Below are 13,978 nucleotides of genomic sequence, written 5' to 3'. Positions count from 1 at the left end.
AAGAAGAAAATGGAGTGGTAACAATATGATAGAGGCGTATAAAAGTTTTTGGAAGAGGTATGCTGACTTTAAAGGGAAATCAGATAGACTAGAGTTCTGGACACCAGTATTGGTTCATATCATTGGCATCTTTATCGTAGCGTTAATCGGCGCAATTAGCTTTTTAGCGGGCGTTTTTATTGTCGCAACAATTTTATCTGCACTTATTGGTATATTTGCTTTAGCAATCATGGTACCTATGGTTTCAGTAACATTAAGAAGATTTTATGATGCGGGTAGAAAAAGGATTACTGCACTCATTTTAATTATTTTATCGATAGTCGTTAATATCTTATTTGATATTATACAAATCAATAGCGTTGCAATGATCTTAAATGTTGTATCAATAATTTGTACGATTATATTGATTGTTGAGACACTATTGCCTTCACGTGACGTTCCTGAGTCAGAATTGAAATGGTTATAAAATTGGTTTTTGATAGTCAATATTAAAGTGAATAACATTTATTTATGAAGTAAAACTTTTTCTAGTTAGCCTTGTAAGGGTGGAAATAAGAAATCACAATTTGATTTCTTGTTCCACTCTTTTTTTGTAGATTTTAGTAAAAGTGAGTTATCAATATAATTTTTCTGAAAATTCATTGTATTTAGGAATAATAAATTTATACTATAGTAAAAAGGAGGGATTTTATGGAATGGTTAAAATTAATTGGTATTTTAATTATCATATTAGGATTTGTCTTTAAAATCGACACGATTGCAGTAATTTTAATCGCCGCAGTGGTTACTGGAATTGTATCAGGATTAGATTTATATGCAATTCTAGATACATTAGGGGAGGCATTTGTTGATAATAGGTCAGGTGACGTTGTTCATTTTAACTTTACCGATGGTTGGATTAATTGAAAGATTTGGATTGAAAAAACAAGCATCTAATTTAATAGGAAAGGTAAAGCGTGTAACGAGTGGACGATTGCTGACAATTTATTTAGTGATTAGAGAACTAGCGGGTGTGGCGTCGATTCGTATAGGGGGACATCCACAATTTGTCAGACCACTTATTAATCCAATGGTACAAGGTGCATTAAAAACACGTTATAACTTAAAAGATGAAGAGGTCGATGCAACGGATATCGAGAAGATAAAAGCACAAGCGTCTGCAATGGAAAATTATGGTAATTTCTTTGGACAAAATTTATTTGTTGGTGCAGCAGGTGTGTTACTTATGGTTGGCACGTTTCAGTCATTAGACATTAAAGTAGATGCAATAGATCTTGTGTTAGCATCATTACCAATTGCAATTATCGTTTTCATTATCGTATGGATTAATAATATAAGGTTTGATAAGTATTTAGATAAAAAGTATGGCACGAAGCAGGTGAATAAAAATGACTGAAAACACATTGAATAATATTTTAGAGCTCTTTTACATATTGATAGGTTTACAATTACTTTATACAGCGTATCGTGTATTAAAAGCTTCGTCACATCAGAAAAAGTATGGAACAGCACTATTTTGGATTTTGCTAGCGACGACTTTTATCATAGGGCCTTATATACCAAATGTAATAAACGGTATATTTATTTTAGTAATGGGTGGATTAACATTATTTAAACAAGTAACAATCAAAAATATCATTGATGTCGATGAAGGAACAGGGGATAAAGGTGCAAAAAAATATGGTAATAAATTATTTGTTCCAGCTATTATACTAGCTGTGGCCGCCATTGCAGTATCAAATTGGACGCCCTTAGGTGGGGCAATTGGTTTAGGTATATCCTCTGTTTTAGGTTTAATAGCAGCTTATGTTGTAATTAAACCTAATGGCAAATATGTGCTCTATGATAGCGACAGATTAACACAACAGATTGGCACTGTAGGTATATTACCTCAGTTTTTAGCAGCTTTAGGTGTGCTATTTACTGTGAGTGGTGTTGGAGATGTTATTTCTAAAGGGATATCTTCATTCTTACCAGAAGGCAATCATTTATTAGGTGCTGCAGCATATATATTAGGCATGGTATTATTTACGATGCTAATGGGCAACGCTTTTGCGGCCTTTACTGTTATCACAGCAAGTATTGGTATTCCATTTGTTATAGCGCAAGGTGGAGACCCTGTTATAGCTGGTGCTTTAGCAATTACAGGTGGATTTTGTGGAACGTTGTTAACGCCTATGGCAGCAAACTTTAATACATTGCCAGTAGCATTATTAGAAATGAAAGATGAATTTGGTGTTATTAAAGCACAAGCACCTATCGCGTTTCTATTAATTTTTGTACACATTGGTTTAATGTATTTTTGGGCTTTTTAAATCATGATTACTGTAGAGTTAATCAATTAAAAAAAGGAGGCTATTAGACGATGAATATATTAGTAACGGGATTTGACCCTTTTGGTGGAGAAAGAATTAATCCTGCTCTAGAAGCTGTCAAACTTTTGCCAGATGAAATTGAAGGTCATAAGATAGATAAATTAGAAATACCTACTGTTTTTCATAAAAGTAAAGAGGTCGTTGTAGAACAATTAAGACAGAAGGAATATGATATTGTTTTAGCTATTGGACAGGCAGGGGGCAGGTTTGAATTAACTCCAGAACGAGTTGGAATTAATATAGATGATGCGCGTATTCCAGATAATGAAGGGAATCAGCCAATTGATGAAGCGATTCAAACAACTGGAGCATCTGCTTATTTTTCTAATTTACCGGTTAAACGTATGACAGAGGCAATAAAATCACAAGGTGTACCGCACGCTTATCAAATACTGCCGGCACATTTGTATGTAATCATATTTTATATCAACTTGGTTACATACAGGCAACGCAGTTTCCAAATATTAAATTTGGTTTTATCCATGTGCCATTTATACCTGAACAAGTTACAGATAAGCCAGAAAAGCCATCGATGTCTATTCAAACGATTGCTAAAGGTTTAAAAGCCGCGCTTGAAGCTGTCATTGAATCAGACAAAGATATCAAAGTGGTATTAGGAGAAACACATTAAAAGATGTACACTATAAAAAAAGAGACTGAGACATGTGCTATGTCCCAGCCTCTTATTTTTTATGATGGTATTAATGATCGTGTTCTGTTCTTGTGAAATTCATTCTTATTTCGTTATATGTTTTACCGAGATAGGTAGGTTTTTTCTCAGATGTTCGTTTGAAACCGATCTGTTCATAGAAATGGATGGCATTATCATTTTCTTCAACGACCCACAGCATTACGTTATCTGGGTAAGACAATTCTAATGCACGTTGAGTTAGCGCAAAACCAATCATATGGTGTTGATAATCTTCTAATAGATATGATGAGAAAATTTCACTCCAATCATCTGAAGCAACCGATGTTTGTGACTTGCCATAGGAAATAAAACCTACAATTTCATTATTTACAATAGCGACTAATGTGGGTACATCATGCAAGGAGGACTGCTTGATAAATTGTTCTTTATCAAGATTTTCTAAGTAATCATTCTTAGCTATGTCATTGTATGTTTCTAGCCAGCTTTCATAATGGACCATCGCTTTACCGTGCTTATCTTTTTCGGACAAGGCTCTAATCGTAAACTCCATAGAATGTCCTCCTTTATATACTAAATTGATATTATTATAGCATCATTTATTTTTAAAAAGAAATGTTTACACTTTTAATAGTAATGTAAAATAAATATATTACGGGATGGTGTTATATTATCGGTTAATATTTATTTTATTAGTTAGCACAATTCAAAAATGTGCGGATTACTTAATGAACTATATGAGAATATGTAATAATGATAGTGTTATGAAATAGAGGAATGTGATAAAGATGAAAATAGGTATGATTTCAGATTTGCACGTAGATAGACATAAGACACTGACACCTGAAGACTATCAACAAGTATTAATTAAAGTGATAAATCAGCGTGACATAGAATTGTTGCTTATTGCAGGGGATATCTCTAATAATTATAACTTAACGCAACAATTTATTGAGCGCATTGAAAGTACGACGCAAATAAAAGTGTTATTTATTCCGGGCAACCATGATTTTTGGGCAACAGATACAGGTGCTACATCATCCGAGATTTTAGATTTTTATATGTCGATGGAGACGTGCTTAATTGGTAAACCTTATGACATCAATGATGAGTGGGCCATTGTCGGTAACACAGGTTGGTATGATTATACGTACGCGGATCCTAAATTTTCAATAGAGCGAATTGCTCGTAGAAAATATTACGGTGCAACATGGCAAGATAAAGTGAAAATTGATTGGCCTATGGAAGATAGAAAACTATCTCGCATTGCGACCAAACAAACGGCAAAGGATATTGAAAAAGTTAAACACAAAAAAGTGATACTTATGACACATATCGTAACGCACCCGAAATTTGCAGTTCCAATGCCACATCGTATATTTGATTATTTTAATGCGTTTATAGGAACATCAGATTTTGATACTTTATACCAACAATATGATATTCGCTATAGCATCATGGGGCATGTCCATTTTAGAAATGCATTTGAAGAACACGGTGTCACATACATTTGTCCATGTTTAGGTTATCAAAGAGAATGGCGTTCACCTGATATAGAACAAGAAATCAATCATGCATTATATAGTATTTCAATTTTTTAGTAACCTTGTAGGGGCGAGAACATGAAATCAAATTAGATTTCTACTTCGCCCCATTTTTATTTCTACAACATTATGATGGGTGAATATAAAAACTCATGCGGCCAGGTGCATTATAACTTTGTTCTAATTTAGCTTTTTTAATTTTAATAATTTGAAATTTATTCGGTATGATTGCGGGAACAAGTATTATTTTACCTAAATGCGACCATAGTGGATCAATATAATAATAATAATGTTCGTCATAACCAATGAGTACAGTTACATGAATGTTGGACACTAACTGAGTTGGATGGTTATCTAATTTAAATGTACGTTTCGCAGGACGCTGTCCTAGCACAGTGTGATAAATCACCACTGGTTGGCCTTGATCGATTATGCTACATAGCGCATTTAAAGATTGCCCAGTACTGTCATTGATATGTGCATCGTATTGTTTTAAATACGGAACTAAAGCAGTCGGGAATATTGTTTGATGATGACCCCATTTAATCCATAGATAATTACCCACATAACCTTTATGAGGATTATTTGCATGTCTAGGCCAATGTTTCATAATTTGAGTAGGCTGGAATAGCGTGTGCATTAAATTGTAGTATCATGGCAGCGGATACGCCTTCACATCCCATAATCATTGGAATAGGAAAAAGCTGACTAATTGGTTTTACAGATAAAATTTTTCGACTCATGCTATGGCTCCTTACTTAATTTGTAAAAAGGGACTTGTTTTGAAATTTATTTTATTATATAACCATTATTTGAAGATGCATATTAAGATGCCTTTATATCTATATAATAGTTCACGATAGAAATCGCATATGCATTTTGGTTATAATAACAAAAAGGGGTGGATGTGTATGGAATACAGATTAGAGACGCTATCACGGACTTCAGTTTTAGGTGTCAAAAAGGAGTATACGACTGGTCAAAAAGCGCAAGAAGATATATTTAATTTCTGGATGGATTTTGATGATAAAGGGAAGAAACAGGAATTAATGCCACTAGGTAATAATCAATTGCAAGGGCTATTGGCTGTTTATAAACCTCATGCTAATGGTGAAGTCCATTGCCTCATTGGTGTTACCAATGATACGGATGAAGCGCAATGGCGGCGAACAGAATTATCTGAGGGTAGATACATTGTCTTTGATGCTAAAGGGCCAGTACCTGAGTCTATTAAAAAGGGTATGGAAAAGATAAATAGACATATTTTACCTACATTAGATTACGAATTTCGCGATGCGCCATTTTTTGAGTTGTATAAAGAAGGGCCCATAAGATCAGAAGAATATATTACAGAAATATGGCTTCCTATCGTTTAGATAAATCATAGTAACACAAAATTAAAGGGAGCCTCCAAAAAATTTGGAAGCTCCCTTTAATAATAGGACTGGTGTCCCACCTGTTTTATATAGACTATTTGTTCAATACACTTCTTCTGGTAGTGAATTTTAAGCCAAGTTCTAATGAAATAATTAGCACCGTAGTAATAACTAAAATCGTTAAATATGGCATGACACTATATCCGCCTTGTAAACCAACTAAGGGTGATATCACACCACCTAGAATAAATTGGAAAAGACCGAGTAAACTAGAGGCGTTGCCACTTCCGCCTGTACGTGATTCCATCGCTAATGTAAAGCTTAGCGGGCCAATCCCTGTTACTGGGCAAACATTTAAGAAGAATGCGATGACTAAAACCCAGGTCGGTAAGTGTAATATGAGTGTGATACAAATTAATACGACGCCCGCAATTTGTATCATTGTTAGTGCAATCAGTAATACATAACGATTTATATAGCTAACTAAAATAGCAGTGAGCTGACTCATGATAATTAACCCGATACCATTAATTGCAAATAGCACACTAAATTGTTGGGGGGTCATATCATAAATTTTTTGTGTAATAAAAGGGGCTGCAGATGAAAAGCTGAATAACATCACATATGTCAGTCCTTGCGGCAACATAGGAATAACAAAAGCTGGTTTTTTCAACAAATAACCAAAGTCTTTAAAAATGGTGCCGAAGTTAAGTTTTGAAAGATCAGCTGTTCTTGTTTCTTCCATTTTGAAAAGGGCGAAAAAGAATATGATCATACTAACAATTGTTAAAATAAAGAAAATAGCTTGCCAGTTTGAGACACTTAAGGCATAACCACCGATCAGTGGAGCGATAATAGTAATAATCCCATTCACGACAAGAAGTGAAGCTAGACCTTTGGCTAAGGCTTTTCCTTTATGTAAATCTCCTATAGAGGCCTTAGCTATGACGATGGCTCCGCCACCAGTCAAACCTTGTATCAAACGAATTGTTAATAAGGTAGACATAGCGTTTGCGAATACTGCAATAAATGAAGCAATTGCATATAATATGATAATAATCAACGCAATCTTTTTACGTCCATATGCATCTGACAAAGGTCCAAAGATAAATTGTCCTATTGCAAGTCCTATCATAGCCAAAGACAGTGTAAGTTGCGCTTGAGAAGCGGTTGTATTAAAATCACTTTGTACACTTGGTAATGATGGAACGTACATATCTATTGTTAAAGGACCAAAAGTAGTCATAATACCCAACACAATAATAACCATTAGCGGTAGTTGGCGATTTGAAGTTTTGTCCATGTTAAGTGCTCCTTTAAATTTCTCTCTAATGCATTATTACATACAAGTTTAATTATTCTGTAACTAAGTAATTATCCCATATGAATTTAGAAATGCAATGATAATTTACATACTAAAAAAACAAATAGAACGTGCGAAATAATTATAAATATGAATCAAAGGAGTAAGTTCATGAATTTAAATAAAACCCACTATGAAATTATAAAGTTCATCATTGTTGGTGGCATTAATACATTAAATTACTACATCGTCTACCTTATCTTATTAAAATTAATAGATTTAAATTACTTAGTCAGTCATGTAAGTGGGTTTATGGTTAGTTTTATAATTTCATATTATTTAAACTGCCATTTTGTATATAAAGTAAAACCCACATGGCGTAAATTTATTCAATTTCCATTAACGCAGGTTGTGAATATGGGCATGCAGACATTGCTATTGTATATTTTCGTACAGTGGCTTCATATTTCTTCAGTAATAGCACCGTTTGCAGGGTTAATTATAACGATACCTATAACTTTCGTTTTATCAAAATATATACTTAAAGACTGAATTTTTAAGGACTTAAAAATAAAGTTAGAACAGTGATAACTTTACTTTTTGTACAATTTAACAACTTTATTTAGGAAAGGCTAAAAAAATAATTTTACTATTTATATTAAATAATTTTTGAATAAAAATTGTTGTAAATATGCTTGGGATAGGTCATAATAAATGTTCTATATTAATTAAGGTGGACATCAGACATGACACAAAATGAAAATTTGAAAACAGCGCAAAAAGGCGCTTATTTAAGTTTAATTGTATATATCGTTCTTTCAATTGCCAAATTTATTGTTGGCTCTATGTATGATTCAGCGGCAGTTAGAGCAGATAGTTTAAACAATATGACTGATATTGTAGTCTCGTTAGCGGTTATTATAGGACTGAAAATTTCTATTAAACCTGCAGATAAAAACCATCCATATGGACACTTAAAATCAGAGAATATTTCAACGTTACTCGTTTCGTTTATTATAATGTTTGTAGGTATACAAGTTGTGATAGAAAGTGTTCCTGAGATTTTTTCTAAGGATCACCATGCACCTAATGTAATTACAATATATGTCAGTGTGATAAGTGGCATCATAATGCTGATAGTATTTTACATTAATCAAAAATTAGCTGAACGTACGAATAGTAGTTCGCTAAATTCAGCGGCAAAGGATAATTTATCAGATGCGTTAGTCAGTATCGGAACAGCTGTAGGCTTAATTTTTACACAATTTGGTTTGCCAATCCTTGATACAGTACTCGCAACGGTTTTAGGTTTACTTATTATATACACTGGTTTTAGAATATTTAAAGAATCAATCTTTACACTAAGTGATGGGTTTAATGAACAAGAATTAGAAGCTTACAAAAATTATGTTTTAGAAATAGAAGATGTGATTGATGTGCAAAATATTAAAGGTCGATACCATGGCAGTAGTATCTTTGTAGATGTAACTATTGTCGTTGAATCGGATTTATCTTTAGAAGATGCGCATCATATCTGTGATAAAGTAGAACAACATATGCATGAAAAGGGTATTTCTTCAGTTTATGTACATCCCGAACCAAGCATCTATACAATAATTGAAATTAAATCATATTCAAGCTGTCGACAATTGATATGCTCCCTCCAAAGTAGACATTTAAAAAATGAAAACTTTGGAGGGAATTTTTATGTCTAAAACTTATAAAGTAAATACAGAAACTTTTCTTTTAGCTTTTAGAATGATGGAAAATGGTGTAAGTGCTTCAAGCGTTATAAAAGAACTGAATATAAATTTAAGTAAATCAATGTTAAATGAAAAATATAGCAATTTTAAAATCAATGGTATTAAATCTATAATGCCATCTTTAAAAAATAATACCTATTCTAAACATTTCAAAAGAAACGTTGTGGAGGAATATTTCAATACTGAATTATCAAGTTATGACTTAGCTTATAAGTATAATATTCCTAGTTCGGGTACTGTTAGATCTTGGATAAAACGTTATACTGAGGGTATAGAAAACAAAACATATTCCCCTAAATCCGAGGTGTATACAATGAAGGCTAGAAAAACAACTTTAAATGAACGTATTGAAATTGTTGAATATTATATCGCGAATGAAATGAACTATAAGGCAGACCTCCGAGAAATTCAATGTGACCTATGGTCAACTATATAACTGGGTAAAAAAATACAAAGAACATGGTAGTGATGGTCTAATTGATAGTCGTGGTAAGCATAAACCTAAATCAATTATGACGGATGAAGAAGTGTTGAAAGCTGAAATCAAAGCTTTGAAAGAGCGTAATAAATATTTACAAATGGAAAATGAAGTATTAAAAAAGGAGGAAATTATAGAAAGAGAGTTGATGAATCAAAAATCAGACAACAGGCATCGTACAAAACGATAGAAGCATTAAAATACAAATATCCAATCTTAAAATTATGTGAAATATTAGGAGTTTCCAGATCGGGTTATTATAAATGGCTTCATCGAACAGTAAGCAAATTAGAACAGGAAAACTTAGATTTAATGGATACTATTCAAACAATATACGATAAATATAAAGGGATTTATGGTTATCGTCGAATCTACATATACATTCGCCTCAAATTAGGAAAAACAGTTAATCATAAGCGTATTTATAGATTGATGAATAAAATGAATTTAAAAGCTACTATTCGTAAGAAGAAAAAGAGGTACATTAAAAGCAAACCTACGGTTACTGCAGAAAACATTTTAAATCGTCAGTTTAATGAATCACGTCCTAATACCAAGTGGCTGACAGATACTACTGAATTCAAAACCAAAACAGGACAAAAAGTTTATTTAAGTGCTATATACGATTTAGGTTCAAAGAAGATTATCAGTTATGAAATGAATACAACTAATAATAATGAGTATGTTTTCAACACGCTTAGAAAGGCAATTAACCAAGTTGATAATACCCAAGGTATTGTATTTCACAGTGATAGAGGCTTCCAATACACAAATAGCAGATTCAAGAAAATATTGGATGAAAACAAAATGATACAGAGTATGTCTCGTGTTAGTCGCTGTATAGATAACGGGCCGATGGAAGGTGTTTGGGGCATTATTAAAAGTGAGATTTATAAAGGAAATAAAAATTACACATTTGAAACTGTTAAATTAGCTAAAAAAGTTATAAGTGAATATATAAACTTTTTTAATAACGATCGAATTACATTAAAAATGGCTGACCGCATACCTAAAGGTATGAAGTCAGCCTAAAACAAATTTCAATTATTTAGTTGTCTACTTGACTGGGTGCAGTTCAATTGTTGACAGTTTTTGTTGCAATTTTTTCGTATATATAAATTCCAAACACGCTTGCATAGGGTGCGACTTAATATAGTAGTCTTCGGCTTGTGCTATAGATGCGAGTAAAAAGTTAGTGAAAGTTGTAGTTGTTTGATAAATACATGAGTTAATAACATAAAAAGGGACCTGAAAGTAATTTCAGGTCCCTTTTTATGTTATTTTACAACAAGCTATTCTTACACGTAGTGCTTGAATAGTAGCATTAATTACCACCGACCATTAGCTAGACGGAAATCGATTGTCGCTTCTATTGAACCGTAACGGTCCTCAGCATAGTTAATCATACCTTTAGTTTGTTCTTCAACTGTGCCAGTGCCCCAAGCTTCTTTAGTTTGTCCTAAACCTTTATAGCCCAATTCGTTTACTGCTTCAGGGTCCCCACTTGATTCAGGCATTACAATATTATCCCATAGTGCTTTAGTACCGCCTCGCTTCTATAAATTCACTGTATACATCATTGTTAGCTTGCGTAGTTTGTTGTGTTGACGTCTCAGTTGCGTCTGCTGTTGATACGCTTGAACTCACTCCTAAACCAGTTGCCGCAATAGTAATCGATGCGAAAGATGCTAATAATAATTTTTTCATTTTTTAAAATCCTCCTAATTGATTTACCTGTATACAAAGTTAAATATCACAGGTTATGTTTTTACATTTAAATACTTAAAAATTTAATGAATAATAGTTATTTACTGTTTTCTTAATTCAACGTTTATAACTGTAACATCAAAAAATGATGAGTAGGTTACAGAAAAATAAAAAGAAAGTATCTTTTATGAATAAATGAATACAATCATTTCAAAATAAAGTGTAAATTGTTATAATTTTAATATAGAAATGCGATAGTTAGTGCGGGAATAGGTGAGTGGCCAGCTTTGCAACTATAAACAATCAGTATTATTGCTGTAACATTCCTGTAAATATCGCATAAAATCATATTTTACTTAATGGAAAGAAGGAAATATTATGCCAAAATTAATTTTATGTAGACATGGGCAAAGCTTATGGAATGCTGAAAACTTATTTACAGGATGGGCAGATGTAGACTTATCTGAACAGGGGAAAAATGAAGCAATCACCTCTGGTAAAAAAATAAAAGATAAAGGTTTAGAAATTGATATTGTTTATACGTCTCTGTTAAAAAGAGCTATTAAAACAACATATCATTTGTTAAATGAATCTGATCAGTTATTTATACCAATTATAAAATCTTGGAGATTAAATGAACGTCATTATGGCGGATTGCAAGGTTTAAATAAAAATGATGCTCGAGAAGAATTTGGTGAAGATCAAGTTCATATTTGGAGACGGTCATATGATACGCCACCACCAAAACAAAATGAAGAACAAAGAAATAGTTACTTAAATGATAGAAAATATGAACTTATAGATAGAAGAGTTATGCCAGAATCTGAAAGTTTAAAAGATACCTTGGTCAGAGTTATACCATATTGGAATGATCAAATTTCTCAACAGTTATTAGATGGTAAAACAGTGTTAGTTTCTGCTCATGGTAATTCATTACGCGCACTAATTAAGTATTTAGAGGATGTATCTGACGAAGCTATTGTTAATTATGAAATAAAAACAGGCGCACCTCTTATTTATGAATTAACAGATGATTTAAAAGTGACGGATAAATATTATTTATAATGAAAGATAAGTAATAAACTGGATAAAATATATAACAGCCCTGAGTTTTATGAATTCAGGGCTGTTATATATTGTCGATAAAGTTTTTGACCTTGTTTGGTAAATTTCTATAAACTTTTAAAAATTATGATTTCAAATATAAGATACATTTTAATTTTATGATTGCTTATTTATCTAGAACACGTCTTATGCATGCGTATCTGATTCTAATAACTTATCTTAGGATTAAAAATTAAACGTTCTTTTTTCTAAAGACTAAAACTACTAATATTAAGAAAACTACGATATATGCAATATTTCCAATAAATAATTCGTGTAATTCTAATTTTGTCATTTTTTTGTATATATCATTATCGAGAATTTGGACACTTAGATTCAACATATTAATAGGGTTCCATTTAAGCCATTCCCATTGCTCAATAGCCATAAATAAAATACCGGCGAGTATCGAAGTAGCAAAATAGAAAACAATACCGACAGCAATTGAGACGCCCGGACTTTTAAGTATACAAGAAAGTAACAACGTTAAACTCAAAATGAGCCACATACCTACATAAGTTGCTAATGATGTTAATAATAAACTTTGTAATGGAGATAATTGTTCTCCTGAGTGTTTTAAAATATCGATGTCAGAGAAAAATATAAGGTTAAGTAGTAAACTAATTAGAATACAAAGTACAAATACAATTAGAGAGTAGATGAACAAGGCAATAAACTTACTTAAAATAATACTTGTTCTTGTGTAATTTCTATAAAGTAAATTTTTAATTGTACCGTAATGGAATTCCATAGTAATAATTGTACTCGCTTGAATTATCATTAAAAAGATAATCCAAGAAAAGCCACTATAACCTTGTTCCAGTAGCAACTTCGACTCAATTACATTCGAATAGTTTTTGCTTAAAATAGCTAAGCCAATCATGATAATAAAAATAATTATTGGTATAATAATTGATGATTTCTTTTTGAAAATTTTATATAATTCTTGGTTTACCAATGTTCCCATTATTTTCTCTCCTCCTTATGATCGATGATATTAAGCAATACATTTTCCAAATCACTTTCATTCGAATTATTGAGTTCTTCCATTGTTGTTTCTTTAACGATAGCCCCATTATCAATAATTAAAATCGAGTCAGTAACTTTAACGAGTTCACTTAACATATGACTTGATATGAGGAATGAAACACCTTGTGCTTTGAGTCTTAAAATAGTTTCTCTCACATTTCTCACTGCTTTTGGATCTAATCCGTTCATAGGCTCATCTAAAATAACGAGTTGAGGTTGGTTTAAAAGCGAAAGTGCGATACCTAATTTCTGTTTCATTCCTAAAGAATATGCTTTTGCTTTTTTATTTATAAACGGAGTCATTTCTAAAATTTTTATAATTTGTTCCATATTTTCTTTGTCTTTATCTTCATTAATTAAGTTCATGTTTTCGTAACCGGTAAGGAAAGGGTACACTCCAGGGTTTTCAATTAAAGCGCCGATATGCTTATTATTCATAGATCCATGTAGTTTAAGCGAACCGGATTGATAATTAGAAAGCCCTAAAATAACTTTCATTAACGTTGTTTTCCCAGCTCCATTAGCACCGACTAAACCTACGACTTCTCCCCGCTTAAGAGTGAATGATATGTCTTTTAAAATTTGTTGTTTCTTAATTCTTTTATTAATATTTTCTAAAGTTAAAAGCTGCATAAAATTCTCCTTCCAAA

The 13,978-nt window shown here is 32.2% G+C and carries 10 protein-coding genes and 6 pseudogenes; 10 read left to right on the top strand and 6 right to left on the bottom strand.

The annotated features are described in order from the left end of the window. The first annotated feature begins 25 nt into the window (after positions 1 to 25). The 4 genes and pseudogenes from ABLV95_RS09570 to ABLV95_RS09555 form a co-directional block, all read left to right on the top strand. Positions 26 to 466, top strand: a complete 441-nt coding sequence (locus ABLV95_RS09570; protein ID WP_460871965.1) for a DUF805 domain-containing protein — start codon at positions 26 to 28, stop codon at positions 464 to 466. A gap of 224 nt (positions 467 to 690) precedes the next feature. Beyond that, positions 691 to 1,396 (top strand): annotated as a pseudogene (locus ABLV95_RS09565) (DUF969 domain-containing protein). Further along, the gene (locus ABLV95_RS09560; RefSeq protein ID WP_460875465.1) at positions 1,389 to 2,315 is read left to right on the top strand and encodes a DUF979 domain-containing protein; all 927 of its coding nucleotides are present in this window, start codon (positions 1,389 to 1,391) and stop codon (positions 2,313 to 2,315) included. The pseudogene ABLV95_RS09565 and the gene ABLV95_RS09560 overlap by 8 nt, the downstream one beginning before the upstream one ends. 50 nt (positions 2,316 to 2,365) lie before the next feature. Further along, a pseudogene (locus tag ABLV95_RS09555) lies at positions 2,366 to 2,904 on the top strand (pyroglutamyl-peptidase I); the annotation flags it as partial. 172 nt (positions 2,905 to 3,076) lie between these two features. Here the strand turns inward: ABLV95_RS09555 and ABLV95_RS09550 are convergent. Beyond that, positions 3,077 to 3,577 carry a GNAT family N-acetyltransferase gene (locus ABLV95_RS09550; RefSeq protein ID WP_285324352.1) on the bottom strand — a complete coding sequence of 167 codons (501 nt, stop codon included), beginning with the start codon at positions 3,575 to 3,577 and terminating at the stop codon, positions 3,077 to 3,079. A gap of 235 nt (positions 3,578 to 3,812) precedes the next feature. Between ABLV95_RS09550 and ABLV95_RS09545 the strand changes: the two genes are divergently transcribed. Then, positions 3,813 to 4,625, top strand: a complete 813-nt coding sequence (locus ABLV95_RS09545) for a metallophosphoesterase (RefSeq protein ID WP_460871963.1) — start codon at positions 3,813 to 3,815, stop codon at positions 4,623 to 4,625. A gap of 70 nt (positions 4,626 to 4,695) precedes the next feature. Here the strand turns inward: ABLV95_RS09545 and ABLV95_RS09540 are convergent. Next, positions 4,696 to 5,311, bottom strand: a pseudogene (locus ABLV95_RS09540) (C39 family peptidase). A gap of 168 nt (positions 5,312 to 5,479) precedes the next feature. Between ABLV95_RS09540 and ABLV95_RS09535 the strand changes: the two are divergent. After that, positions 5,480 to 5,944 (top strand): GyrI-like domain-containing protein, encoded by a 465-nt coding sequence (locus tag ABLV95_RS09535; RefSeq protein WP_460871962.1) that lies wholly within the window; start codon positions 5,480 to 5,482, stop codon positions 5,942 to 5,944. Positions 5,945 to 6,038: 94 nt separating this feature from the next. On the opposite strand, the gene ABLV95_RS09530 is transcribed toward ABLV95_RS09535, so the two are convergent. Continuing rightward, positions 6,039 to 7,247 (bottom strand): multidrug effflux MFS transporter, encoded by a 1,209-nt coding sequence (locus tag ABLV95_RS09530; protein ID WP_460871961.1) that lies wholly within the window; start codon positions 7,245 to 7,247, stop codon positions 6,039 to 6,041. 171 nt (positions 7,248 to 7,418) lie between these two features. Between ABLV95_RS09530 and ABLV95_RS09525 the strand changes: the two genes are divergently transcribed. The 3 genes and pseudogenes from ABLV95_RS09525 (at position 7,419) to ABLV95_RS09515 (ending at position 10,520) form a co-directional block, all read left to right on the top strand. After that, positions 7,419 to 7,799 carry a GtrA family protein gene (locus tag ABLV95_RS09525; protein WP_069832923.1) on the top strand — a complete coding sequence of 127 codons (381 nt, stop codon included), beginning with the start codon at positions 7,419 to 7,421 and terminating at the stop codon, positions 7,797 to 7,799. A gap of 194 nt (positions 7,800 to 7,993) precedes the next feature. Beyond that, positions 7,994 to 8,848: pseudogene (locus tag ABLV95_RS09520) on the top strand (cation diffusion facilitator family transporter); the annotation flags it as partial. A gap of 82 nt (positions 8,849 to 8,930) precedes the next feature. After that, a pseudogene (locus ABLV95_RS09515) lies at positions 8,931 to 10,520 on the top strand (IS3 family transposase). A 296-nt stretch (positions 10,521 to 10,816) separates the two neighbouring features. Here the strand turns inward: ABLV95_RS09515 and ABLV95_RS09510 are convergent. Continuing rightward, positions 10,817 to 11,195 (bottom strand): annotated as a pseudogene (locus ABLV95_RS09510) (hypothetical protein). A 378-nt stretch (positions 11,196 to 11,573) separates the two neighbouring features. Here ABLV95_RS09510 and ABLV95_RS09505 point away from each other — a divergent pair. Continuing rightward, the gene (locus ABLV95_RS09505) at positions 11,574 to 12,260 is read left to right on the top strand and encodes a 2,3-diphosphoglycerate-dependent phosphoglycerate mutase (protein WP_069817446.1); all 687 of its coding nucleotides are present in this window, start codon (positions 11,574 to 11,576) and stop codon (positions 12,258 to 12,260) included. 232 nt (positions 12,261 to 12,492) lie between these two features. On the opposite strand, the gene ABLV95_RS09500 is transcribed toward ABLV95_RS09505, so the two are convergent. Together ABLV95_RS09500 and ABLV95_RS09495 are read right to left on the bottom strand one after the other, a co-directional pair. Next, a complete protein-coding gene (locus ABLV95_RS09500) occupies positions 12,493 to 13,266 on the bottom strand; it encodes an ABC transporter permease (RefSeq protein ID WP_069832925.1) in 774 nt (257 codons plus the stop codon). Further along, positions 13,266 to 13,961: an ABC transporter ATP-binding protein gene (locus ABLV95_RS09495; RefSeq protein WP_460875463.1), complete on the bottom strand. Its 696-nt coding sequence runs from the start codon at positions 13,959 to 13,961 to the stop codon at positions 13,266 to 13,268. Before ABLV95_RS09495 ends, ABLV95_RS09500 begins: the two co-directional genes overlap by 1 nt. Between the last annotated feature and the right edge of the window lie 17 nt (positions 13,962 to 13,978).

Source organism: Staphylococcus sp. Mo2-1, assembly GCF_046721385.1.
Lineage (GTDB): Bacteria > Bacillota > Bacilli > Staphylococcales > Staphylococcaceae > Staphylococcus > Staphylococcus equorum_A.
Note: the sequence above shows the minus strand (reverse complement) of the source record. Positions and strands in the feature narration are given on the sequence as shown.

What these genes read in the sequence shown, in the direction of transcription:
- ABLV95_RS09530 (WP_460871961.1), bottom strand. Translation starts at nt 7,247, where the DNA reads ATGGACAAAACTTCAAATCGCCAACTACCGCTAATGGTTATTATTGTG.
- ABLV95_RS09505 (WP_069817446.1), top strand. Translation starts at nt 11,574, where the DNA reads ATGCCAAAATTAATTTTATGTAGACATGGGCAAAGCTTATGGAATGCT.
- ABLV95_RS09570 (WP_460871965.1), top strand. Translation starts at nt 26, where the DNA reads ATGATAGAGGCGTATAAAAGTTTTTGGAAGAGGTATGCTGACTTTAAA.
- ABLV95_RS09535 (WP_460871962.1), top strand. Translation starts at nt 5,480, where the DNA reads ATGGAATACAGATTAGAGACGCTATCACGGACTTCAGTTTTAGGTGTC.
- ABLV95_RS09495 (WP_460875463.1), bottom strand. Translation starts at nt 13,961, where the DNA reads ATGCAGCTTTTAACTTTAGAAAATATTAATAAAAGAATTAAGAAACAA.
- ABLV95_RS09525 (WP_069832923.1), top strand. Translation starts at nt 7,419, where the DNA reads ATGAATTTAAATAAAACCCACTATGAAATTATAAAGTTCATCATTGTT.
- ABLV95_RS09545 (WP_460871963.1), top strand. Translation starts at nt 3,813, where the DNA reads ATGAAAATAGGTATGATTTCAGATTTGCACGTAGATAGACATAAGACA.
- ABLV95_RS09500 (WP_069832925.1), bottom strand. Translation starts at nt 13,266, where the DNA reads ATGGGAACATTGGTAAACCAAGAATTATATAAAATTTTCAAAAAGAAA.
- ABLV95_RS09550 (WP_285324352.1), bottom strand. Translation starts at nt 3,577, where the DNA reads ATGGAGTTTACGATTAGAGCCTTGTCCGAAAAAGATAAGCACGGTAAA.
- ABLV95_RS09560 (WP_460875465.1), top strand. Translation starts at nt 1,389, where the DNA reads ATGACTGAAAACACATTGAATAATATTTTAGAGCTCTTTTACATATTG.